The sequence below is a fragment of the Kitasatospora sp. NPDC088351 genome, from assembly GCF_040685575.1.
GTDB lineage: Bacteria > Actinomycetota > Actinomycetes > Streptomycetales > Streptomycetaceae > Kitasatospora.
Genome location: NZ_JBFBIL010000001.1, coordinates 254,789 through 276,637 on the forward strand (window position 1 = coordinate 254,789; position 21,849 = coordinate 276,637).

Consider the following 21,849-nt stretch of genomic DNA (forward strand, 5'->3'; position numbering starts at 1 on the left):
CCGGGGGCCGTTGCGTGGCGTCGCGGGCGGGCCGCCGGTGGCCCCGGGAGCCGGGTGGGGCCGTGGTGGGGCCGCGGTGGGGCGCGACGGGCCTGTGGTGAGGCCGAGGGGGGCGTCCGAGCACTCAGCGGAGTTCGTTGGTGCCGGTGCCCGGGTGCTCGTCCGCCGCCCGTTCCGCCGACTTCGCCAGCCGGGCCTGCCAGGCCGGGTCGTCCTGTTGGTAGACGTCGGGGATGCCGTCGCCGTCCAGGTCGCGGTCCTCCTCCTCGCACAGCTCCCGGTAGTGCCGGTTGCGCAGCTTGAGCAGTACGGTGGCGACCAGCGCGCAGAGCAGTGAGCCCACCAGGACGGCCGCCTTGGCCCGGTCGGCCAGCGCCTGGTTTCCGGGGAAGGCGAGCTCGCTGATCAGCAGCGAGACCGTGAAACCTATGCCGGCCAGCACCGAGACCGCGAACATATCGGCCCACTTGAGCTGAGGGTTCAGCTCGGCACGGGTGAAACGGGCGGTGAGCCAGGTGCCGCCGAAGATGCCCACGGTCTTGCCGACCAGCAGGCCGATGATGATGCCGAGCGGTGTGGCCTGGGTGAACACCTCGCGGAGCGCCGGTCCGGAGATCGTCACCCCGGCCGCGAACAGCGCGAAGACGGGGACGGCGAGCCCGGCCGAGAGCGGGCGGACCAGGTGCTCGATGCGCTCACCGGGGGAGTGCTTCTCGTCGCCGACCCGGTGGCAGCGGAGCATCAGGCCCATTGCGACACCCGCGACCGTGGCGTGGATACCGCTCTCGTGCATCAGCGCCCAGACCACGAGGGCCAGCGGTACGAACAGGTACCAGCCGCGCACCCCGCGCCGGTGCAGGAACCAGAACAGCACCAGGCCGGCGAAGGCCAGTCCGAGCGCCCAGAACTTGATACCGGAGCTGTAGAAGATCGCGATGATCAGGATCGCGATCAGGTCGTCGACCACCGCGAGGGTGAGCAGGAACGCGCGCAGCGCCGAGGGCAGGTGGCTGCCGACCACGGCCAGCACACCGAGCGCGAAGGCGATGTCGGTGGCGGTCGGGATCGCCCAGCCGCCCGGGTGCCCGCCGCTGCCGGAATTGGTGACGGCGAACAGGATCGCCGGCAGCGCCACGCCGCAGACCGCGGCTATGACGGGGAGTATCGCGGCGCTGAGGCTCCGCAGCTCACCCGCCACGAACTCGCGTTTGAGCTCGATCCCGGCCACGAAGAAGAAGATCGTCAGCAGGCCGTCCTTGGCCCAGGCGTCCAGGCTGAGATTCAGGTGGAGCGGGCCGGACGGCCCGATGGTGTAGTCGAGAACGCTCTCGTAGGCATGCGGCCAGACATTGGCCCAGATCAGGGCCACCACGGCGGCGGTCAGCAGCAGGATGCCGCCGACCGTCTCGGTGCGCAGGGCGTCGGTGACGTAGGTGCGCTCGGGAAGCGACAACCGGCCGAGGAGCTGGCGGCGCCGGGTCGTCGGCTCATTGGTGGTCGGTTGGCTGGCCACGAGGGACCTCCTGGGGCGCGGAACGGTCTGCGGATGCACCTGTGGTGCAGTGCCGACCAGACTTCCCGGCGCGCCCTGTGACGCACGGATTCCCGAGTGGGGATATTGATGCGTCGTTGACAGTCTAACGGGAACCGCAAGGGGACATCCTGATTGTCATACTTCAGGACTTAAGTCGCAGGGGCCTGTTCTGTACTTCTGAGTGGCACCCGAACGGCGGCAGCCGCATGCGGACGGGTGCCGACCTGCGGTCGGATGGTGGACATCCTTCGGATCCGGCCCTTGTCGCTGCTCGTGCCAGCGCGGTGCGGTGAAGGCGTTAACGGCAGACGGCCGGGGCCGGTGGCCGGTGGCCGGCGTCGTGGCGGCTGCGGTCGGGCAGGAAGCGGACATGGGTGTGCCCCTGGTGGTCACCATCGTGACCACCAGGGGCACACCCACGTCCCGGGCGCCGGGCCCCATGCCCGGAGCTCAGCGACTCAGCGGCTCAAGCGGCTCAGGCCTGCACTCAGCCCTCGCTGCCCGCAGCGGGGAGCTGGGACTGGATCAGGTTCATCACGTTGCTGTCCGCCAGGGTCGTGGTGTCGCCGACCTCGCGGCCCTCGGCGATGTCGCGCAGCAGGCGGCGCATGATCTTGCCGGAGCGGGTCTTCGGCAGCTCGCCGACCACCTTGATCTGCTTCGGCTTGGCGATCGGGCCGAGCGTCCTGCCGACGTGCGCGCGCAGCTCCTCGACCAGCTCCGGGCTGTCGGCCGCGGTGCCGCGCAGGATGACGAAGGCGACGATCGCCTGGCCGGTGGTGGCGTCGGTGGCGCCGACCACGGCGGACTCGGCGACGGCCGGGTGGCCGACCAGTGCCGACTCGACCTCGGTGGTCGAGATGTTGTGGCCGGAGACCAGCATCACGTCGTCGACCCGGCCGAGCAGCCAGATGTCGCCGTCCTCGTCCTTCTTGGCACCGTCACCGGCGAAGTAGCGACCCTGGAAACGCGACCAGTAGGTGTCGATGTAGCGCTGGTCATCGCCCCAGATGGTGCGCAGCATCGACGGCCACGGCTCGGTGAGCACCAGGTAGCCGCCGGAGCCGTTCGGGACCTCGTTGGCCTCGTCGTCGACGACGGTGGCCGCGATGCCCGGCAGGGCGCGCTGGGCGGAGCCCGGCTTGGTCTCGGTGACGCCCGGCAGCGGGCTGATCATGATCGCGCCGGTCTCGGTCTGCCACCAGGTGTCCACGATCGGGGCCTTGCCGGCGCCGATGTGCTCGCGGTACCAGATCCAGGCCTCGGGGTTGATCGGCTCGCCGACGCTGCCCAGCACCCGGAGCGAGGACAGGTCGAACTTCGCGGGGATGTCGTCGCCCCACTTCATGAAGGTGCGGATCGCGGTGGGCGCGGTGTAGAGGATCGTCACGCCGTACTTCTGGACGATCTCCCAGAACCGGCCCTGGTGCGGGGTGTCCGGGGTGCCCTCGTAGATGACCTGGGTGGCGCCGTTGGAGAGCGGGCCGTAGACGATGTAGGAGTGGCCGGTGACCCAGCCGATGTCGGCCGTGCACCAGTAGACGTCGGTCTCCGGCTTGAGGTCGAAGACGGCGTTGTGGGTGTAGCTGGCCTGGGTGAGGTAGCCGCCCGAGGTGTGCAGGATGCCCTTGGGCTTACCGGTGGTGCCCGAGGTGTACAGGATGAAGAGCGGGTGCTCGGCGTCGTGCGCCTCGGGGGTGTGCTCGGTGGACTGGCGCTCGGTGATCTCGTGCCACCAGACGTCGCGGCCCTCGGTCCAGGAGATGTCCTGGCCGGTGCGGCGGACCACGAGGACGTGCTCGACCTGCGGGGCCTTGGTCAGCGCCTCGTCGATGGCGGGCTTGAGCGCGGACGGCTTGCCGCGCCGGTAGCCGCCGTCGGCGGTGATGACGAGCTTGGCGTCGGCGTCCTGGATGCGGGAGGCGACGGCATCGGCGGAGAAGCCGCCGAAGACCACGGAGTGGGTGGCGCCGATCCGGGCACAGGCGAGCATCGCGACGACCGCCTCGGCGATCATCGGCAGATAGATCGCCACCCGGTCGCCCTTGACGACGCCGAGCTCCAGCAGCGCGTTGGCGGCCTGCGAGACCTCGTCCTTGAGCTGGGCGTAGGTGATCGAGCGGCCGTCGCCGGGCTCGCCCTCGAAGTGGATCGCGACCCGGTCGCCGTTGCCCGCCTCGACGTGGCGGTCGACGCAGTTGTAGGCCACGTTGAGCTTGCCGTCGGCGAACCACTTGGCGAACGGCGGGTTGGACCAGTCCAGCGTCTCGGTGGGCTCGACGGCCCAGGTGAGGCGACGGGCCTGCTCGGCCCAGAAGCCCAGGCGGTCCTCGGAGGCCTGCGCGTACGCGGCCGCGGTGACGTTGGCGGCTGCGGCGAGCTCTGCCGGCGGGGCGAAGCGCCGCTCCTCCTTGAGCAGGTTGGCCAGGCTCTCGTTGCTCAACGCGCACTCCTCATCGAGTCATGATCGGGGGCATTCCCGTGCGTGGGGATTGTCCCGTGTGTCCCAGCGCACAGCTCACCAGGCGAAGAGGTCAGTTGACAAGAGGCTCCGAGGAATTGGTGTAGACCTTTGATCGAGAGTCGAACGGCCGGGCGACGCGCGACACGCCTCGGCACCGGCGGGTGAGGTGGGCCCGCGCCCCGGCCCGCCCGGCGGGGACACGGGCCCGGCTCTCAGGCGGCCAGCCGGGGGTCGCTCCCGGCCGCCGCCGGGCCGCTGTCCACGTCGACGGCGGAGACCTGTTCGATTTCGTTCGCCTGCTCGGGCGTGTCGCGGGGCCTGACCGGGGCCGCGCCGACGTCGAGCGCCTCGATCGGACTGAAGCGGCCGCTCTCGCGATCGAGCACATAGGCCTGTGCGGTGGCGAGGTCGAAGTACATACCCACCAGCCGGAGTGTGCCCTCGGCGACCCGGCGCTCCACGGCGGGGTTGGCCATCAGCTGGTCCAGCTGCTGGACCACGTTGGTGATGCAGAGCTGCTCCACCAGGTCGACTACCGGGCGGGCGGTGAACTCGGCGGGGACCCGTCGCAGCCGGTCGAGCGAGCCGCGGCCGTTACGCAGCCAGCGGGTGAGCGGGGTCGGCGGTCCCTGGCGCTCGTGCACCCCGTCCAGAAGGGCCTTCATCGCACCGCAGCCGGAGTGCCCGCAGATGGTGATGGAGCGCACCTCCAGCGCCTCGACGGCGTACTGCACCGCGGCCGCCACCGAGTCGTCGGCCGCGCCGGGCTCGAAGGGAGCGGGTACCAGGTTGCCGACGTTGCGGACGGTGAACAGGTCACCCGGCCCGCTGTTGGTGATCATGCTGGTGACCATCCGCGAGTCCGCGCAGGTCAGGAAGAGCTGGGAGGGCGTCTGCCCTTCCCGGGCCAGTCGGGCAAGCTCGGGGCGGACCAGCGGAGCGGTGTGCAGTTGGAACACCCTGACGCCGTCCATCAGCCGACTGTGCGGATCCTCCTGCTGGTCGATGCAGTGGTGGCCGACCCAGGGCGTCCAGGCCCGGCAGCGGTGCGGGCCGGGGGAGCTGCCCGCCCGGACCGTGCCGTCGGGATCGAGGACCTCGTCGTCCTGGCGGCGCGTCGCCATCGATACGCGGCCGCCGCCGGCCAGGTGGTCGGCCCGCCAACTGTGCAGGGTCTCGTACGCGGTGTGGTCCAGGAACGAGCCGTCGTGGACGATCGTCACCTCGGCGGTGGCGGGGATTCCGGCCAGCGCCCGGCTCAGCCGGGGCACGGCGGTGAAGGTGAGCGGTCCGTGCGTCTGCACCGTGACCGACTCGTCGGAGCCGACCAGGACGTCCACATGGGCGCGGGTCAACCGGTAGAGCGCGAGCAGGACGGCGGTCGCGGCCCCCAGCGCCACGCCGAGCAGGACCCCGAGCAGCACCACGCCGAGCACGGTGGCCAGGTAGACCGGGAATTCGCGGTGCCGGTGCACCTTGCGGATGTGCGCGAAGCTGACCATCTGCAGGCCGACGACCAGGACCAGGGCGGCCAGCGCGGCCAGCGGGATGTGACGGAGCCCCCCGGTGAGCACCAGCGCCGCCACCAGCACCCAGACGCCGTGCAGGATCGAGGACCATCTGCTCTGCGCACCGGCTCGGACGTTGGCGGTGCTCCGTACCGCTCCTCCGGCGACCGGCAGTCCGCCGAGCAGTCCGCTGAGCAGGTTGGCGACGCCCTGGCCGCGCAGTTCGCGGTCGAGGTCCCCGGTGCGGCGGGACATGCGGTCGATGGCGACGGCGGAGAGCAGCGACTCGACGCTCGCCACGGCGGCGACGGTCAGGACGGCGGCGAGGGCACCGGCGAGCGGCCCGTGCGGCAGTTCCGGGGCGAGGTCGTGCGGCTGCCAGGCAGGCAGCCCGACATGGGCGAGCCGCAGGCCAAGGACCATGGAGAGCGCGGTGGCGGTGACGACCGCGGCCAGCGGGCCCGGTACGGCGGCCAGCCGGGCGCCGAACTCGCCGAAACGGCCCGGGAGCCGGCCGAGCCTGGGCCAGCCGAGCAGAACGGCCGCGGTGAGCGTGCCGACGATCAGCGCGGGTGGATGCGGGCCGGCCAACTGGCCGGGCAGGGCGAGCAGGTTGGCGAAGGCCGAGCTCTGCGCGGAGCCGCCGAGGACGACGTGCAACTGCGCGATGGCGATGGTGACGCCGATCCCGGCCAGCATGCCGTGCACGACGGCGGGTGAGACGGCGAGTGCGGTGCGGGCCACCCGGCGTACGCCGAGCACCAGTTGGAGCAGGCCTGCGGCGAGGGTGATGGCGCAGGTGGCCTGCCAGCCGTACTGGGAGATCAGGCCGGCGGTGATCACGGTCAGCGCGGCGGAGGGGCCGCTCACCTGGAGGGGTGTACCGCCGAGCAGCCCGACGGCAATGCCGCCGACGGCGGCCGCGACGAGGCCTGCGGTGAGCGGGGCGCCGGTGGCCAGGGCGATGCCGAGGGAGAACGGCACGGCGATCAGGAAGACCACCAGGGAGGCGGAGAGGTCGTGTGCCCAACGGACGCGGGAGCCGGGGCCGGGTGGGGCGTGGTCGGTGGTGTCGGAGGCGATGGGTGCGCTGGAGATGTCGAGGGTCATTGTCTTCCCGTCTTTCCGGGGGAACGAACGCAGTCAGGTCCGGCGGTGAGTCCGGCTGTGGGCTCGGGGAGTCGGATCGGCTGTCGTGGGTCGCGACGGTGTGGCGGGATGGTGTGGGTGCGGCGGGGAGTGCGGGTGTCACCGGCCGGACCTTGGACCATCAAGGGCCTCAAGAAGAGGACCATCAAGACTCGGTAAACCGAGGGTAATGAAAGCTTTGCACAGCGTCACCTTGGCCGGTAGGTCCGCAGTCCCCGATTCACCCCATTGGGTGGTGTTCGAACCAGCGGAAATCTGCTGATGCCGTCGCTGGGTGCGAAACGGGCCGCGGCCTCCCCGGGTGGGGGAGGCCGCGGCCCGTTCGGTGTCGGATGTGCCCTGTGGCCGCCGGTCAGGCGCGTGCGCCGGCCGCTGTGCTCTGCTCGCCGCCGAGTACGAACTCGCCGTCGACCTGGCTCGCGAGGTCGAGGCCGACCTTGGCGTTGGCCCAGCTCTCGGCGTTGCGGAGGTGGAAGAGGACGGCCTGCTCGGTGTAGCGGCGGGCGTCCCGGCGGTCGTAGGCGGCGTCGACCTCGACCCGCAGCCGCTCCAGGACGGCGCGGTTGGCCGGCTCCAGAACCCGCAGTGGGGGTTCGGCGCCCTGCTCCAGGCGGCGCACCCAGTCGGACTGCCCGAAGGTGGCCAGCAGGTCGTCGCCGACCTCGCGGCGCAGGAAATCCAGATCGCCCGGACCCTGCACCTTGTTGCCGACCACGTGCAGCTCGACGCCGAAGTCGCGGGCGTAGTCCTTGTACTGGCGGTAGACGGAGACGCCCTTGCGAGTCGGTTCGGCCACCAGGAAGGTGAGGTCGAAGCGGGTGAACAGGCCGGAGGCGAAGGAGTCGGAGCCCGCCGTCATGTCGGTGACCACATACTCGTCCCGGCCGTCCACCAGGTGGTTGAGCAGCAGTTCGACCGCGCCGACCTTGGAGTGGTAGCAGGCCACCCCGAGATCCTCCTCGGTGAAGGCGCCCGTCGCCAGCAGTCGCACGGATCCCTCGTCGAGCATGACCGGGCGGGCGCAGGCCGTGTACACCGGGTTCTCCTCGACGATCCGGAGCAGTCGCGAACCCCGGCCTGGCGGCGTGGTCTTGATCATCTCTGCGGCGGAGCCGATCAGGGGGTTGCTGCCGCGCAGATACTCCTTGATCTCCGGCAGGCGTGCGCCGAGCGAGGGCAGCTCTGCGGCCTGGGCGTCAGTCAGTCCGAGTGCGGGGCCGAGGTGCTGGTTGATGTCGGCGTCGACGGCGAGGACCGGGCGGCCGGTGGCGGCCAGGTGGCGGATGAACAGTGAGGACAGCGTGGTCTTGCCGCTGCCGCCCTTGCCGACGAAGGCGATCTTCATCTGGGACTCCGGCTCTCGCTCTGGGCCCTCGCTCCGGGCCTCTTTGCTCGCGGCCTCGTGCGCCGAGGTCGACGGTCCCCAAACCTGGAAACCGTTATCGTCTCCGATAGTGGCCATGCTATCCAGGGTTTCGGGTTCCTCGTCGAAGGGAAGTGAGGATTGCCTCGAACGGGTGATATGGGGTTGCTGTTCCGGGAAATGCCCTCCGTTCATTACTCTCGGGTAGGTGAGCACTGGAACAGATCCCCTCGCCCCGCTGGCCCAGCTCCCCGGAGTGCCCGACGCGGTGGCCGAGGTGCGCAAGGCCGTCGACCGCCTCTACGGTCACCGGGTGATGCGCCGCCGCGCGGCCGAGGTCACCTCCGAGTCGGCGCTGCGCGGCGCCCGTGCCTCGGCGGCACTGGCCGGGGCGGACTGGCCGCTGGAGGAGGTTCGCAGGCGCAGCGACTTCGGCGCGGACCCCGATGCCCGGACGGTCGGCGCGGCCCTGCGGATCGCCGCCGAGGCCGGTCAGCTGCTGAGCGCCTGGCGGCACTCGCCGCTTCAGGTGCTGGCCCGGCTGCACCTGCTGGCGGTCGGCGACGCCGACGCGTCGGCCGGGCGGCCGCGACAGTCCGGGGAGACCGCCGAGGCGCTGTTCCCGTTGGAGCTCAAGCCGGTGGAGAGCGTCGAGGTCGAGGCCGCGACCGGCGGGCCGGTGGCCGAACTGTCTCCAGCCCCCGGGGCCGACGAGGTGGCCGCCCGGCTCGACCAGCTCTCCCGGCTGCTGATCGCCCGCGGGGAGGGGCAGGGGGTGGGGACGCCGGCCCTGGTGGTGGCCTCGGTGGTGCACGGGGAGCTGTTGGCGCTGCGGCCGTTCGCCTCCCACAACGGCGTGATCGCGCGCGCCGCGCAGCGGATCGTACTGATCGCCGAGGGGCTCGACCCGAAGGCGATCTGTCCGGTCGAAGTCGGCCTGGCGGAACTGGGCACGGACGCCTACCGGCGGTCGCTGGCCGGCTATCTGGCGGGCACCCCGGAGGGGCTGGCGGACTGGATCGGCCACTGCGGCCGGGCGCTGCGCCTGGGCGTGCGGGAGAGTACGGCGGTCTGCGAGGCGATGCAGCGCGGCATGGTCTGAGCCGGGCCCGACGCGACGGACCCGGGCCGTGAGGCCCGGGTCCGAGGAGGCGGAAGATGCGGCGGCACTCGATCCTGCCGGGTGCCGCCGCTGGTACAGATGCCGGGTGACCATGCATGCACCGGAAGTGCCCATCAGACGGGGATCCTGCCCGTTCGTCTGGTGCGGCGGCCCGACAGCGGGTCGGCTGCATGTGGGTGCTCAGTTATCCGTACGCGCGGTCCGTGTGGCCTGAACTGCGTTGTCGGTTTGACCTCTTAGGTCCTGACCGGGTCTCGCGGGCCGTGCTTCATTTGTATCGCGTTTTGGGCGAAAGGGGAACCCGAAATGAGAAGTCTTCGCCTTTTGACCGTTTTGTCCTAGGCGGGCCGGCCCTGCCGTCCTGGAGCGGCGGGCGTCAGGCCCGGAGAGAGGTCAGGCCGCCGGCCGCCGACGCCTGGCCGCGTACCAGATCACCCCGGCGGTCAGCACGGCCGTGCCGACGGCCACGGCCGTCAGGACGGAGCCGCTCGGTGCCGAGAACTCCGGGAGCCGCCGCCGCAGTTCCACCGGGCGGTCGAAGACCAGTACCGGCCACTCGCGGGCCACCGCCTCCTTGCGCAGGGCGCGGTCCGGGTTGACCGCGGACGGGTGACCCACCGCCTCCAGCAGCGGCAGGTCGGTGGACGAGTCGCTGTAGGCGTAGCACGCGGCGAGGTCGTAGCCCTCGACCTCGGCCAACTCCCGGATGGCCGCCGCCTTGTTCTCGGCGTAGGCGTAGTACTCGATCTCGCCGGTGTAGCAACCGTCCTCGATCTTCAGCCGGGTGGCGATCACGTGGTCCGCGCCGAGCAGGGCGCCGATCGGCTCGACCACCTCGGAACCGGAACTGCTGACGATCACCACGTCGCGGCCGGCCGCATGGTGCTGCTCGATCAGGGAGGCGGCCTCGTCGTAGATGATCGGATCGATCAGGTTGTGCAGGGTCTCGGCGACGATCTCGCGGACCTGCTGGACGTTCCAGCCCCGGGTGAGCGCGGAGAGATACTCGCGCATCTTCTCCATCTGGTCGTGATCCGCTCCGCCGACCAGGAAGACGAACTGGGCGTACGCACTGCGGAGTACGGCCCGACGGTTGATCAGACCGCCCTGGTAGAAAGGCCGGCTGAAAGCCAGCGCGCTCGACTTGGCGATGATGGTCTTGTCCAGGTCGAAGAAGGCCGCTGTGCGCGGGCCGCCCGTCCGCGGACGGGCGGGTGAGGAGGCCCCGCCGGTCCTGGTGGTGCCGTTCGGGGACTCGTCGGCGTACTCGTCGGCGTTCTCGGTGGTGTCCACGGGAACCGAGGATAGAGGGCACCGCAAAACACCCCGCCATTCGGTGTACTCGTGGGCGCGCGGGTTTGTGTTTCTGGCCGCTCGGGTACACCATGGAAGTCACGGATCGTTCGCGACCGTGCTAACCCGGTCCGGCTCCTCCCCCCCGAGTCGGGCTGTGGATAGACGACCCCCGCTCTCCCCCCCGGCGGGGGTCGTCGCACGTCCGGGGCCATTTTCAGGGTTTGAAAGCCTCGCTCCGAGGATGCCGCCGATGGTCCGTGCGGCACGTACAAGGGGTGTCGGGGCGGGCGTCCAGGGATCAGATTTCGTCACTCTGCGTTGCTGATTACTCTCAGTTGTCGATGGCCCGGCGGCGCGCCGAATAGGCCTCGCAGACGTCCCGAAGTGAGGTCGGCCGACGTCGGCCGGGGATCGTGTGAGCCGCGTGCCGGTTCTTCTCGGTGAGCCCGTTTCGTCAATTCTTTGCTCAATAGCCCCCCGCCCGGGTGAACGTAGTTATCCACAGCCCCGAGTTGTCCACAGGGATTCGGAACCGGGCTGACGCAACCCCGATCGCGCTCCACCGTGGTGGTCGGCAGCGGTTGCCGGGCTCGTCCTGCGGGGCGGGCCGGGCAACCGCCTGCCGGGACCATCCGGATGTGCGCCCGGACCGCTCCGTGCGGACGGGCGCCGCACAGGGGAGAGCGCCATGTCGACACCCACCGCCGACCACACCGCCGCCGACGGCCCCGAGGCCACCGGCCCGCTCGTCGTCACCGAGGACGAGGGCCTGGCAGAGCACCTGCTGCGGCTCTGCGCGGCCGCCGGCACCGAACCCCAGCTGATCCGGGGAGCCTCGCCGCCGCGCGGGCTCTGGGAGGGCTCGTCACTCGTGCTGGTCGGGGACGACCAGGCCGACCGGTGTGCCGGGTTGCCCCGCCGCAACGGGGTGCTGTTGCTCGGACTGGACCTGGACGACCCCGAGGTGTGGGTCAGGGCCGTCCAACTCGGCGCCGAGCACGTGTTGTTCCTGCCCGACGCCGAGGCCTGGCTGCTCGACCGGATCGCGGACGCGGCCGAAGGCGTCGGGACACCGGCGCTCACCCTCTCGGTCCTCGGAGGCCGGGGCGGTGCCGGTGCCTCCACCCTGGCCTGCGCGCTCGCGGCCACGGCCGCGCGGACCGGCCGCCGGACCATACTCATCGACGGTGATCCGCTCGGCGGCGGGCTCGACATCCTGCTCGGCGGGGAGGCGGCCGGTGGTCTGCGCTGGCCCGACCTGGCCGGTTCGCGGGGCCGGGTCAGCGGTGCCGAGCTGGCCAAGGCGTTGCCGGTCCTGAAGCGGCTGACGGCCCTGTCCTGCCTGTCCTGGGACCGTGGCGACACCCTGACCGTGCCGCCCGAGGCCATGCGCAGTGTGCTGGCCGCCGCCCGCCGACGCGGCGGCCTCGTGGTGATCGACGTACCGCGCCACCTCGATCCGGCGGCCGGGCAGGCGCTGGAACAGTCCGACCTGGCACTGCTGGTGGTGCCGGCCGAACTGCGCGCGGTGGCGGCCGCCGACCGGGTCGCGGCAGCGGCCCGCATGCGGCTCGGCGACGTACGGGTGGTGGTGCGCCCGCTGCGGCCCTTCGGCCTCCCGGCCCGCCGGATCGCCCGGGGGCTTCGGCTCGAACTCGCGGGAGAGCTGGATCCGGAGCCCGGGCTGGCCGCCGATGTCGAGAAGGGTGTGCCGCCCGGGATCCGTGAGAACGGTCCGCTCGCGCGGTTCTGCGAGACCTTTCTGGACGAGGTGCTGCCGCCGGTGCCGGTGGCCGGAGGAGGGGTGTACTGATGGTCCGTCTGCGTGGAAACCGCGTCGTGGGCAGCGCTGAAAGCCGCCGGGGCTATGTGCGCGAGCACCGGCCGCTCAGGAGCGTGGCGGCGAACGCCCGGCCGCCGGAGCCGGAATCGCGGCCGGAGCCGCACCCCTATGGGCGGACGGCCAGGGAGGAACGGACGGCGGCGCTGGTGGACGCCGTGCGCTTGCGCTTGGCCGAGTCGGGGGCCGCTCCGACGGCCGGGTCCGTCGCGGCCGCACTGCGGGCCACCCGGCCCCCGCTCGGTGGCGGCGAAGTCCTGGACACCGTGCGCTCGCTGCGGGCCGAACTGGTGGGTGCGGGCCCGCTGGACCGGCTGCTGTCGGCGCCCGGTGTCACGGATGTTCTGGTCAACGGCCCGGACGAGGTGTGGGTTGACCGGGGTAGCGGCCTACGGCGGGCCACCGGGGTCCGCTTCGTCGACGCGGACGCGGTACGGCGGCTGGCCCACCGGCTCGCCACCGCGGCCGGGCGGCGGCTCGACGACGCCCGGCCCTGGGTGGACGCCCGACTGCCGGACGGCACCAGGCTGCACGCGGTGCTGCCGCCGATCGCGGCCGGTTGCACCCACATCTCCCTGCGGGTCTGCCGGCCCCGTCCGTTCACGCTCGACGAGTTGGTGGCCGGTGGGGCACTGCCGGCGGGCGGTGCCCAACTCCTGGCCGGGATCCTGCGGGCGCGGCTGTCCCTGCTGGTCAGCGGCGGCACCGGGACGGGCAAGACCACCCTGCTGGCGGCACTGCTCGGCCTGGCCGAACCGACCGAGCGGATCGTCGTCGCCGAGGATTCCGCCGAGCTGCAACCGGCTCATCCGCATGTGGTCCGTCTGCAGAGCCGGCCGCCCAATCAGGAGGGGCTCGGCGAACTCACCCTGCGGGATCTCGTCCGCCAGGCGCTGCGGATGCGCCCCGACCGGCTGGTCATCGGTGAGGTCCGAGGGGCTGAGGTCTCGGATCTGCTGGCTGCGTTGAACACCGGGCACGAGGGCGGTTGCGGGACCGTCCACGCGAACACGGCGGCGGACGTCCCGGTCCGGCTGGAGGCGCTCGGGTCGCTCGCGGGGCTCGACCGGCCGTCGCTGCACAGCCAACTCCGGGCCGCACTCGACCTGGTGGTGCACCTGGTGAGGGACCCGGGAACCGGCCGGCGGAGGGTTGCCGAGATCCACACACTGGCCGGCGACCGCGAAGGTCTGGCCGTCACCACCCCGGCGGTGACGTTCACGGCGGACGGAGCCACGGTGCCCGGGGCGGGCTGGGAGCGGCTCGTCCGGCTGCTCGCGACGCGCGGGGTGACGCTCACGGACGGTCCGCCGTGACGGCGGAGGCGGCGGCGCTGGCGGGTGCGAGCGTCCGGCCGGCGGAGGTGGCGTTCGTCCTGCTGCTGTGCGGATGTGTGGTCGGCGCCCTGACGCTGCTCGGGGTACGGGGCAGGAATGGCCGACCCGGAAGAAAGAGGGATTTGACATGACGATTCATCAGATTGCCTTGTGCTGGACGTTGGTGCTCTGTGTGGTGGCGCTGGCGGGCTGGCGCTCATTGCAGCGACAGGTGGCGGGCGTCCGGCGGCACGGGCTTCTGCTGGCCGGCGATCCTGGCGGAGGAGGGGGAGGAGATGGGGGCGACGGCGGCGGTCGTATGGTGGCTCGCCGACGTTCGGCCGCCCCCGGATCAGGGGTGCCGGCGCTTCGCCGATGGGCCTGGCTGACACCAGAACTGCTTCTTCTGCCAGGAGGGTTGGCGGCCGGGCAGGCGACGGCGTCGCCCGTGCCATCGCTCGCCGCCGCGTTGGCTGTCCTCCCGCTTCGACGATGGCGGTTGCAGCGCGGCACGGAGGCGCAGGCCCGGCAGCGGGCCGGGGCGGTGGTGGAGCTCTGCGCCGGGCTGGCGGGGGAGTTGCGGAGCGGGGCGACACCGGAGCAGGCGCTGCACGTGGTCACCGCGCGCATCGCCGCCGATCGCGAGATGCTGCGCCGGATCGGCGAGGAGCCCGTGGCGCGGCTGGCGGCCGGCCGATACGGAGGGGACGTGCCCTCGGCGTTCCAACTGCTCGCCGAGCTGCCGGGCGGGAGTGGGGCGACCGCGATCGCCGCCTGCTGGCGGGTCGCCTCCGACAGCGGTTCGGGCCTGGCCACCGGGCTGGACCGGGTTGCCGAGGCGCTGCGCGGCGAGCGCGCGCTGGCCGAGGAGATCGCCGGCGAGCTGGCCGGGCCGCGGACGACGATCGCGGTTCTGGCTGTCCTGCCTGCGGCCGGATTGCTGCTCGGCGTGGCGCTCGGGGCCCGGCCGGTGGACGTTCTGCTCCACACCCCCGCCGGGCTCGCCTGCCTGGCCGTAGGCGCGGTGCTGGAATGGCTGGGCCTGGCGTGGACGTCGCGCATCGTCCGGAGTGCCTCACAGGGCGTTCTGGAGGCTCCCCAGAACGGTCGCCGGGCCGCGGCGAGGCCCGGGCCCGACGAGCGGCGGGACGGCGGTGGATGGCGGTGTGGGATCTCGCGGACGCGAGCCCGTCCCGGCCGGCCCAGCGGATCGTTCCGGGCGGAGGTGATGTCGGGGTGACCGGGGAAGCCGAATGGGCCGGCTGGGGGTCGGCCATGGCGGTGGGAGCATCGCTCCTGTGGTGGCGGGTGGCTCGGCACCGGGGCCGACGGAGGGCGGCGGTGTGGTTCCGGCCCCGGGGGCGGCCTCGACCTCGGGCCCGGCCGCGTAGCGGACAGGCCGGGCGACTCGCCGGGAGCCGCCCGGGCCGCCGGGCCGGGGCGACGGCGCGAAGTCCCGATGCCGCCGGCCGTGCACAGCACCTGGCGGTGGTGAGCTGCACGGCACTCGGTGCGGCCCTGATGGTCGGCGGTGGCGTCGGCCTGGTGGCGGGCGTCCTGCTGGCCTTCGGGCTGAACCGGTGGCTGCCTCGGGCGCGGTCCCCGGTGGAGCGGCGGTCCGTACTGGAGGAGGAGCGGCTCACCCGGCAACTTCCACTGACGGCCGAGCTGCTGGCGGCTTGTCTCGGATCGGCTGCTTCGCCGGCTGTGGCGGTCGCGGCTGTCGGCCGGAGTGTGGGTGCCCCGATGGGGCCCCGGTTGGGCGCGATCGCGGCCGAACTGGCCCTGGGCGCACCGCCGGAGACTTGTTGGAGCAGGCTGGGCGAGGAACGCCCGGCGCTGGCGCCACTGGCCCGCTGCCTGGCCCGGACGAGCCTCAGCGGGGCGCCGGTGGCCGAGCCGCTCGTCGGGCTCGCGCACGGCCACCGGAAAGCGGCCGCGCGAGCGGCGCACGTCCGTGTCCGCCGCGCCGGAGTACTCGCCACGGCGCCGCTCGGGCTCTGCTTCCTGCCGGCGTTCGTACTGATCAGCGTTGTTCCGGTGGTTATCGGGCTCACCGCGCGCTTTGCGCAGTCGATGTGACGAGACCTCAAGAATGCTTATTTCTATTCGAGTTGTTGGTCGAGGCTGTTCGTTCTGAAGCGCGGTTTCGTGCCAATCCATCATCATCAAGGAGAGATTCATGGCTGTAGTGATCGTTCCCGGGCCCGCTGTCGGACGCGCGCATCGGGACCTGCTGGGGATGTGCCGTCGTAGAGGCCGCTGGGCGACCGGACAGATCCGTCGGGCGGTTCGCGCCAGGGCCGGATCGGACGCTGGAATGACCACGGCCGAGTACGCGGTCGGCACGCTCGGGGCGTGTGCTTTCGCCGCCGGCCTGTACAAGGTGGTGACCAGTTCGGCCGTCATCGGCGCGCTGACCGAGCTCCTGGACCGGGCGCTTCATGCGACCTGACGGACTATCGGTGGCCTGGCCGCTCCCCCGCCGTTCCCGAACCCGAACCCGAACCCGAACCCGAACCTGGCACCAACCCCGTCCCCGTCCCCGGACTGGGCGGGCTCGTCGGCAACGCGGTCGTGGCGACGCGGGCTTCGCCACGGCGGAGACCGCGGTGGCGCTGCCGGCACTGGTACTGCTTGCCGCGATGCTGATCTGGGGTGTACTCGCGGCGGCCGCCCAGATCCGCTGCGTGGACGCGGCTCGTGTCGGGGCCAGGGCGGCCGCGCGCGGCGAGCCGGATGCTGCCGAGATCGCCCGCTCGGCCGCCCCACCCGGGGCGGCGGTGCAGGTCGGCGTGGAGACCGACACGGTGCGGGTCACCGTGGACGCGCCGTGCGCGGGCCCTGGGAGGCTCGCCGCCGTGCTCTCCGTCCGGCTGAGCGCCACCGCTGTGGCGGCGCGGGAGGACACCCTGGTGGGCGGCGGAGGTGCCGGGTCATGGCCGTCCTGAGCCGCGTCGCGGCAACAGTGCGCCGCGGTGCGTGCGCCCGCAGGGCCCGTACCACCTGTGCCGCCCGGGCGGCGGCGGCAGGTCGCGGGCCGGACACAGGCTCCGCGACGGTCTGGCTGGTCGCGTTCGCGGTGCTCGGCTGCGCGGTGTTCTCCGCGATCCTCTCGGTCGGCGCGGTGGTCGGGGCCCGGCACCGGGCGGAGGCCGCCGCCGATCTGGCGGCCCTCGCGGCGGCCGACCGGCTGCTCCTGGACCAGGACGGCGGATGCGGCCGAGCGGCCGGGATCGCCGCCGCTCAGGGGGCCACGGTGGTGTTCTGCGCGGTGGACCGGGAGGCGGACGCCGTTGAGGTGGTGGCAGAGGTACCGGTCCGGGGAGTGCCTGTGCATCTGCCGGTCGGTCCGGCGCGTGCCCGGGCCCGCGCCGGACCGGTCCGGGCGGTGACCGGTCCGGCGGAGGAGAGCCTCGACGCGAAGGCGGGTGGCTCACGAGCCCCTGGCGCCGGACCGGGCCTACCGGCTGGCTTCCCGGCGCCCGTCCCCGCCGTCCTTCTCGCCCTCCCCGTCGTGCGTCCTGCTGCCGGCCCCGGCTCTCCCGGTGCCGGCGTCCTGGTCCGTCGTCGGGGCTCCGGCGAGCAGCACGTCCAGCAGCCGGATGGCGGCAGCCTTGTCCAGCGGGTCGTTCCCGTTGCCGCATTTGGGCGACTGCACGCAGGACGGGCACCCCCGCTCGCACTCGCAGGCCGCGATCGCCTCCCGGGTGGCCGTCAGCCACTGCACGGCCCGCTGGAAACCGCGTTCGGCGAAGCCGGCCCCGCCGGGGTGGCCGTCGTAGACGAACACGGTGGGCAACTGGGTGTCGGGGTGCAGCGGCACCGAGACGCCGCCGATGTCCCAGCGGTCGCAGGTGGCGAACAGCGGCAGTAGGCCGATCGAGGCGTGCTCGGCGGCGTGGGCGGCACCGGGGAGCTGGTCGAGCGGGATGTCCGCGTCGAGCAGCTGGGCCTCGGTGACGGACCACCAGACCGCGCGGGTGCGCAGTGTGCGGGGCGGCAGGTCGAGCTTGGTCTCGCCCATGATCTCCCCGGTCGAGATCCGCTTGCGGAGGTAGCCGACCACCTGGTTGACCACCTCCACCGAACCGAAACTGAGCCGGCCCTCGCCCCACTCGACCGAGGTGTCGGTGGAGAGCACGGAGACGGAGGTGATGTCGCGGGCGGCCGTCGTGTAGGGCGGGTCGGCCGGTTCGACCAGAGCGACCGAGCTTTCCAGGTCGAGCTCCCGGACGAGGTAGCTGCGCCCCTGGTGGAGGTGGACGGCTCCGGTGTGGACGGTGGTGTGGGCGGCGGAGGCGTCCACGGTGCCGAGCAGACGGCCGGTCGGGGACTCGACGATCTGCACCGGGTTGCCCCCGCTGCCACGCAGGTCGACGGCGTCGGCGGCGCGTTCACGGCGGGTCCAGTACCAGGAGCCGTCGCTGCGCCGGCGCAGTAGACCGCGCCGTTCCAGGACGGGCAGCAGCGGGGCGGCGGAGGGGCCGAAGAGGTCCAGGTCGGCATCGGTGAGCGGAAGTTCGGCGGCCGCGGCACACAGATGCGGGGCCAGGACGTGCGGATTGTCGGGGTCGAGCACGGTGGCCTCGACAGGTGTGGCGAACAGCGCCTCGGGGTGGTGCACCAGATAGGTGTCCAGCGGGTCGTCACGGGCGATCAGGACGGCGAGCGCGCCCTGGGCCTCGCGCCCGGCCCGTCCGGCCTGTTGCCAGAGCGAGGCCCGGGTACCGGGGTAGCCGGCCATCAGGACGGCGTCCAGACCGGAGATGTCGACGCCGAGTTCGAGAGCGGAGGTGGAGGCGAGTCCGAGCAGTCGCCCGGTGTGCAGATCGCGTTCGAGGGCCCGGCGTTCGTCGGCGAGGTAGCCGCCTCGGTAGGCGGCCACCCGGTCGGCGAGCGGGCGCCCGAGCCGGTCCTGGGCCTGGAGCGCGACGAGTTCGGCGGCCCGGCGGGAACGGACGAACACGACGGTGCGGGTCTGGTTCTCGACCAGGTCGGTCAACAGGTGGGCGGCCTCGGCCGTGGCCGTCCGCCGGACGGGCGCGCCGTGCTCGCCGACGTTCTCGGTGAGCGGCGGCTCCCAGAGTCCGAAGACCACCGGGCCGCGCGGAGAACCGTCCTCGGTGACCGCCTCGGCGGGCAGTCCGGTGAGCCGTCGGGCGGTGGCGGCCGGGTCCGCGGTGGTGGCCGAGGCGAGCAGGAACGTGGGCGTGGAACCGTACCGGGCGCAGATCCGGCGCAGCCGCCGCAGCACCTGGGCGACGTGCGAGCCGAACACGCCCCGGTAGCTGTGGCACTCGTCGACGACCACGTACCGCAACGCCTTGAGGAAGGAGGCCCAGCGCGGATGGGCGGGCAGGATGCCGCGGTGCAGCATGTCCGGGTTGGTGAGCACGTACGAGGCGTACTGGCGCACCCACTCGCGTTCCTCGGGCGGTGTGTCGCCGTCGTAGAGGGCGGGCCGGACCCGGGGCGGGGCGAGCTCGGCGGCCCGGCGGCGCTGGTCGGCGGCGAGCGCCTTGGTGGGGGCCAGGTACAGGGCGGTGGCACCGCGCCCGTTGCGGGCCTCGGTGCCGTCCAGCAGGTCGCTGAGCACCGGGGCCAGGTAGCCGAGCGACTTGCCCGAAGCGGTGCCTGTGGCGATCACCACAGTATGGCCGGATTTGGCCAGATTCATCGCTTCTGCCTGATGAGCCCAGGGCTGCTCCACGCCCAGAGCCAGGGCGGAGGCCACGATCTCGGGCCGGATCGAGTCGGGCCACGGCGAATAACGGGCGGGTCGGGCGGGAAGGTGCTCCGTATGGGTGAGTCGGTCGGACCGCCCCCTGGTGGTGGACAGGGTCGTGAGCAGTGCCTCGGGCAGGCTGTGTCGGGGCGGCATGAGGACCCAGTGTGTCACCGGCGTGACGCAGAATCGTCGTAAGCCATCGTGCGGGCATGGTCGCAGGTGGTTGAATGTGGCCGTGACGGCCGTACGGCCGGGGGTCGCAGCGCTGAGGCTCGCCACGCGTTGGCTGGGTGTGTCCGGCGTTCGTGACCATGCGGTGACGGCCGTCCGGCCGAGGATCGCAATGACGTAGCAAGGCAAGGTGCTGGAGGTTCCGTGGACCTGTCCCTGTCGACCCGTACAGTCGGCGACCGCACGGTCGTCGAGGTTGGCGGCGAGATCGATGTGTACACCGCCCCGAAGCTGCGCGAGCAGCTGGTCGAGCTCGTCAACGACGGCAACTACCACCTCGTCGTCGACATGGAGGGCGTGGACTTCCTCGACTCGACCGGTCTGGGCGTGCTGGTGGGCGGTCTCAAGCGAGTGCGCGCCCACGAGGGCTCGCTGCGCCTGGTGTGCAACCAGGAGCGCATCCTGAAGATCTTCCGTATCACCGGCCTGACCAAGGTCTTCCCGATCCACACCTCGGTGGACGACGCGGTCAACTCGACCGACTGACGCGGCCGGGCCGGCCCAGCGGCCGGCCCGCCCGATTCACGCGTCCGGGGTGCCCGGGGCCCTGTGCCCCGGTCGCCTCCGGTCGCCCCGGGGCCGGTGGAGACCGGCCCGTACGGGCCGCATGGTCGGCCCCGGTCGGAGTACCCCGAGGGGGAGAGATGGCAACCGTCGAACTTCGATTCAGCGCGCTTCCCGAGCACGTGCGTACGGCCCGGCTGGTCGCCGCGGCAGTCGCCAGACGTGCCGGCGTCGACGAGTCGGTGCTCGACGAGGTGCGGCTCGCCGTGGGTGAGGCGTGTTCCCGTGCCGTCGGCCTGCACCAGCGTGGTGGCATCACCGGCGCGGTCCGGGTGGCGCTCACCGACCAGGAGAAGCGTTTCCTCATCGAGGTCGAGGACGAAGCCGGTCCCGCTACCGTCCCGCCTCCGGGTGCGACCGAGGGCGCGGACCCGGACGAGGACACCCTGGGCCTCGCCGTCATCACCGGCCTGGTCGAGGACCTGGAGGTCACCAGCGGAGCCGGTGGCGGCCTGATCCGGATGAGTTGGCCGGTTTCGGTCGACGCGGTGACGGTCTGATCCAGCGGCGTCGGCTCGTTGGGTCCCGGCCCGCCAAGCACCGGCTCGCGAAGCACCGGCTCGCGAAGCACTGACCCGCGAAGCACTGACCCGCCGAACGCCGACCTGCCGGGTACCGGCCGACCGAGCGCTGGTCCGGGTATCTGTTCACGGCTCGCTGTCGTGCCTTGCCTTGCTCTGAGCCGGTGCCTGCTCTCGACCGCCTCCCCGGCGCTGATGCCATTGCTCGGCGTTCTGGCCGGACCGGGACGGTCTCGCGCTGCCGTCCGTACCGGTGCCCGGGGGCTGTGGGCGGGGCAGACGACTGGGCAGGCGGTCCGAATCCGGGGTGGGCGGGCCCGAACCGGCGCCCGGCGCGGAGCGGGTGGCCGAATACGGGCGGGAACCGGGGGCGGTGCGGCGGCCGTGTAGGTTCGCAGTTCGACGACCGAAACCGAAAGGGCTTCTCCGGTGAACAAGCGACTGCTGGCCGTACCCGCGCTCGGCGCGCTGCTCGCGTTCGGCGCCGTCGGCTGCGGCGACGACAACAGCAAGCAGCTGGAGTCCTGGGCGGCGAACGTCTGTGGCGCGGCCAAGGACCCGATCGCCCAGGCGCAGACGGCACTCGCGGACACCGGCCAGGTGAAGACCGGCGAGGCCCCGGGCGACCTGCAGAAGCGGCTCTCGACGGACATAGGCCGCCTGGCCAAGACCAACCAGGACATCGCCGCGGCCATCAACTCGGCCGGAGCGCCCAAGGTGGACGACGGGGCGAACCTCCAGAAGGACACCGTCGCGGAGCTCAACAAGGCGGCGGACGGCTACCTGGACGTCCAGAAGAAGGTGGACGCGCTGCCCAATACGGACCAGGCGAAGTTCGCGGACGGGTTGCGCAGCGTCGCCGACCAGGTGCAGCAGCTGGCCTCGCTGTCCACCCAGGCGCAGGCCAAGCTGCAGCGCGGCGAGCTCGGTGCCGCGATGGCCAAGCAGGAGGGCTGCAAGCCGGGCGCGGCCGGTGCGGCCCCGACCACCGGGGCGAGCGGCACCCCGGCCACTGACGCCCCGGCGAGCGGTGCCCCGGCCACCGACGGCGCCGGCGGAACGCCCGCCCCCGGCGCCACGGACGGCACGAGCCCGGCCACGAGCCCCACCGGGACGGACACGGGTGCGGCGTCGACCCCGCCCGCACCCGCCCCCTCGGCGAGCTGAGGTCCGCTGGGGACCTGTCGAGACTCGCCGGGGCCGCCGGGG

16 protein-coding genes and 1 pseudogene are annotated in these 21,849 nt (G+C 72.4%); 11 read left to right on the top strand and 6 right to left on the bottom strand.

Annotated features, from left to right (window positions below; translation table 11 throughout):
* Positions 1 to 124: 124 nt before the first annotated feature.
* From nhaA to AB0P06_RS01155, 4 genes are all read right to left on the bottom strand, one after another.
* On the bottom strand, positions 125 to 1,513 hold the full coding sequence (gene nhaA / locus AB0P06_RS01140) for a Na+/H+ antiporter NhaA (protein WP_363604094.1): 1,389 nt from the start codon (positions 1,511 to 1,513) through the stop codon (positions 125 to 127).
* A 508-nt stretch (positions 1,514 to 2,021) separates the two neighbouring features.
* Complete coding sequence (acs, locus tag AB0P06_RS01145) at positions 2,022 to 3,977, bottom strand: acetate--CoA ligase (protein WP_363604095.1); 1,956 nt, start codon at positions 3,975 to 3,977, stop codon at positions 2,022 to 2,024.
* Between the two features lie 233 nt (positions 3,978 to 4,210).
* A complete protein-coding gene (locus AB0P06_RS01150) occupies positions 4,211 to 6,616 on the bottom strand; it encodes a SulP family inorganic anion transporter (protein WP_363604097.1) in 2,406 nt (801 codons plus the stop codon).
* Between the two features lie 391 nt (positions 6,617 to 7,007).
* Positions 7,008 to 8,000, bottom strand: coding sequence for an ATP-binding protein (locus AB0P06_RS01155; protein ID WP_363604098.1), 993 nt, complete (start codon positions 7,998 to 8,000; stop codon positions 7,008 to 7,010).
* Between the two features lie 226 nt (positions 8,001 to 8,226).
* Between AB0P06_RS01155 and AB0P06_RS01160 the strand changes: the two genes are divergently transcribed.
* On the top strand, positions 8,227 to 9,120 hold the full coding sequence (locus tag AB0P06_RS01160; protein ID WP_363604099.1) for an oxidoreductase: 894 nt from the start codon (positions 8,227 to 8,229) through the stop codon (positions 9,118 to 9,120).
* A gap of 414 nt (positions 9,121 to 9,534) precedes the next feature.
* Here AB0P06_RS01160 and AB0P06_RS01165 read toward each other — a convergent pair whose 3' ends face one another.
* Positions 9,535 to 10,434: an HAD-IB family hydrolase gene (locus AB0P06_RS01165; protein WP_363604100.1), complete on the bottom strand. Its 900-nt coding sequence runs from the start codon at positions 10,432 to 10,434 to the stop codon at positions 9,535 to 9,537.
* 691 nt (positions 10,435 to 11,125) lie between these two features.
* Here AB0P06_RS01165 and ssd point away from each other — a divergent pair.
* From ssd to AB0P06_RS01200, 7 genes and pseudogenes are all read left to right on the top strand, one after another.
* Positions 11,126 to 12,250, top strand: coding sequence for a septum site-determining protein Ssd (gene ssd, locus AB0P06_RS01170; protein WP_363604102.1), 1,125 nt, complete (start codon positions 11,126 to 11,128; stop codon positions 12,248 to 12,250).
* Positions 12,251 to 12,423: 173 nt separating this feature from the next.
* Positions 12,424 to 13,593 (top strand): TadA family conjugal transfer-associated ATPase, encoded by a 1,170-nt coding sequence (locus AB0P06_RS01175; RefSeq protein WP_363604202.1) that lies wholly within the window; start codon positions 12,424 to 12,426, stop codon positions 13,591 to 13,593.
* Positions 13,594 to 14,092: 499 nt separating this feature from the next.
* Complete coding sequence (locus tag AB0P06_RS01180; RefSeq protein WP_363604103.1) at positions 14,093 to 14,833, top strand: type II secretion system F family protein; 741 nt, start codon at positions 14,093 to 14,095, stop codon at positions 14,831 to 14,833.
* A 248-nt stretch (positions 14,834 to 15,081) separates the two neighbouring features.
* A complete protein-coding gene (locus tag AB0P06_RS01185; RefSeq protein WP_363604104.1) occupies positions 15,082 to 15,675 on the top strand; it encodes a type II secretion system F family protein in 594 nt (197 codons plus the stop codon).
* A gap of 160 nt (positions 15,676 to 15,835) precedes the next feature.
* The gene (locus AB0P06_RS01190; protein WP_363604203.1) at positions 15,836 to 16,048 is read left to right on the top strand and encodes a DUF4244 domain-containing protein; all 213 of its coding nucleotides are present in this window, start codon (positions 15,836 to 15,838) and stop codon (positions 16,046 to 16,048) included.
* Between the two features lie 157 nt (positions 16,049 to 16,205).
* Positions 16,206 to 16,544, top strand: coding sequence for a TadE family type IV pilus minor pilin (locus AB0P06_RS01195; protein WP_363604105.1), 339 nt, complete (start codon positions 16,206 to 16,208; stop codon positions 16,542 to 16,544).
* Positions 16,532 to 16,915 (top strand): annotated as a pseudogene (locus tag AB0P06_RS01200) (Rv3654c family TadE-like protein); the annotation flags it as partial. The gene AB0P06_RS01195 and the pseudogene AB0P06_RS01200, both read left to right, overlap by 13 nt.
* 141 nt (positions 16,916 to 17,056) lie before the next feature.
* Here AB0P06_RS01200 and AB0P06_RS01205 read toward each other — a convergent pair.
* On the bottom strand, positions 17,057 to 19,477 hold the full coding sequence (locus tag AB0P06_RS01205; protein ID WP_363604107.1) for a DEAD/DEAH box helicase: 2,421 nt from the start codon (positions 19,475 to 19,477) through the stop codon (positions 17,057 to 17,059).
* Between the two features lie 222 nt (positions 19,478 to 19,699).
* Here AB0P06_RS01205 and bldG point away from each other — a divergent pair, with 222 nt between their 5' ends.
* The 3 genes from bldG to AB0P06_RS01220 all read left to right on the top strand — a co-directional run bounded on the left by bldG (position 19,700) and on the right by AB0P06_RS01220 (position 21,807).
* On the top strand, positions 19,700 to 20,041 hold the full coding sequence (gene bldG, locus AB0P06_RS01210) for an anti-sigma factor antagonist BldG (protein ID WP_148644090.1): 342 nt from the start codon (positions 19,700 to 19,702) through the stop codon (positions 20,039 to 20,041).
* A gap of 158 nt (positions 20,042 to 20,199) precedes the next feature.
* Positions 20,200 to 20,619, top strand: a complete 420-nt coding sequence (locus AB0P06_RS01215; protein ID WP_363604108.1) for an ATP-binding protein — start codon at positions 20,200 to 20,202, stop codon at positions 20,617 to 20,619.
* Positions 20,620 to 21,069: 450 nt separating this feature from the next.
* Positions 21,070 to 21,807: a small secreted protein gene (locus AB0P06_RS01220; protein ID WP_363604110.1), complete on the top strand. Its 738-nt coding sequence runs from the start codon at positions 21,070 to 21,072 to the stop codon at positions 21,805 to 21,807.
* The last annotated feature ends 42 nt before the right edge of the window (positions 21,808 to 21,849 follow it).

What these genes read in the sequence shown, in the direction of transcription:
- AB0P06_RS01190 (WP_363604203.1), top strand. Translation starts at nt 15,836, where the DNA reads ATGTGCCGTCGTAGAGGCCGCTGGGCGACCGGACAGATCCGTCGGGCG.
- AB0P06_RS01155 (WP_363604098.1), bottom strand. Translation starts at nt 8,000, where the DNA reads ATGAAGATCGCCTTCGTCGGCAAGGGCGGCAGCGGCAAGACCACGCTG.
- AB0P06_RS01205 (WP_363604107.1), bottom strand. Translation starts at nt 19,477, where the DNA reads ATGCCGCCCCGACACAGCCTGCCCGAGGCACTGCTCACGACCCTGTCC.
- AB0P06_RS01215 (WP_363604108.1), top strand. Translation starts at nt 20,200, where the DNA reads ATGGCAACCGTCGAACTTCGATTCAGCGCGCTTCCCGAGCACGTGCGT.
- AB0P06_RS01150 (WP_363604097.1), bottom strand. Translation starts at nt 6,616, where the DNA reads ATGACCCTCGACATCTCCAGCGCACCCATCGCCTCCGACACCACCGAC.
- ssd (WP_363604102.1), top strand. Translation starts at nt 11,126, where the DNA reads ATGTCGACACCCACCGCCGACCACACCGCCGCCGACGGCCCCGAGGCC.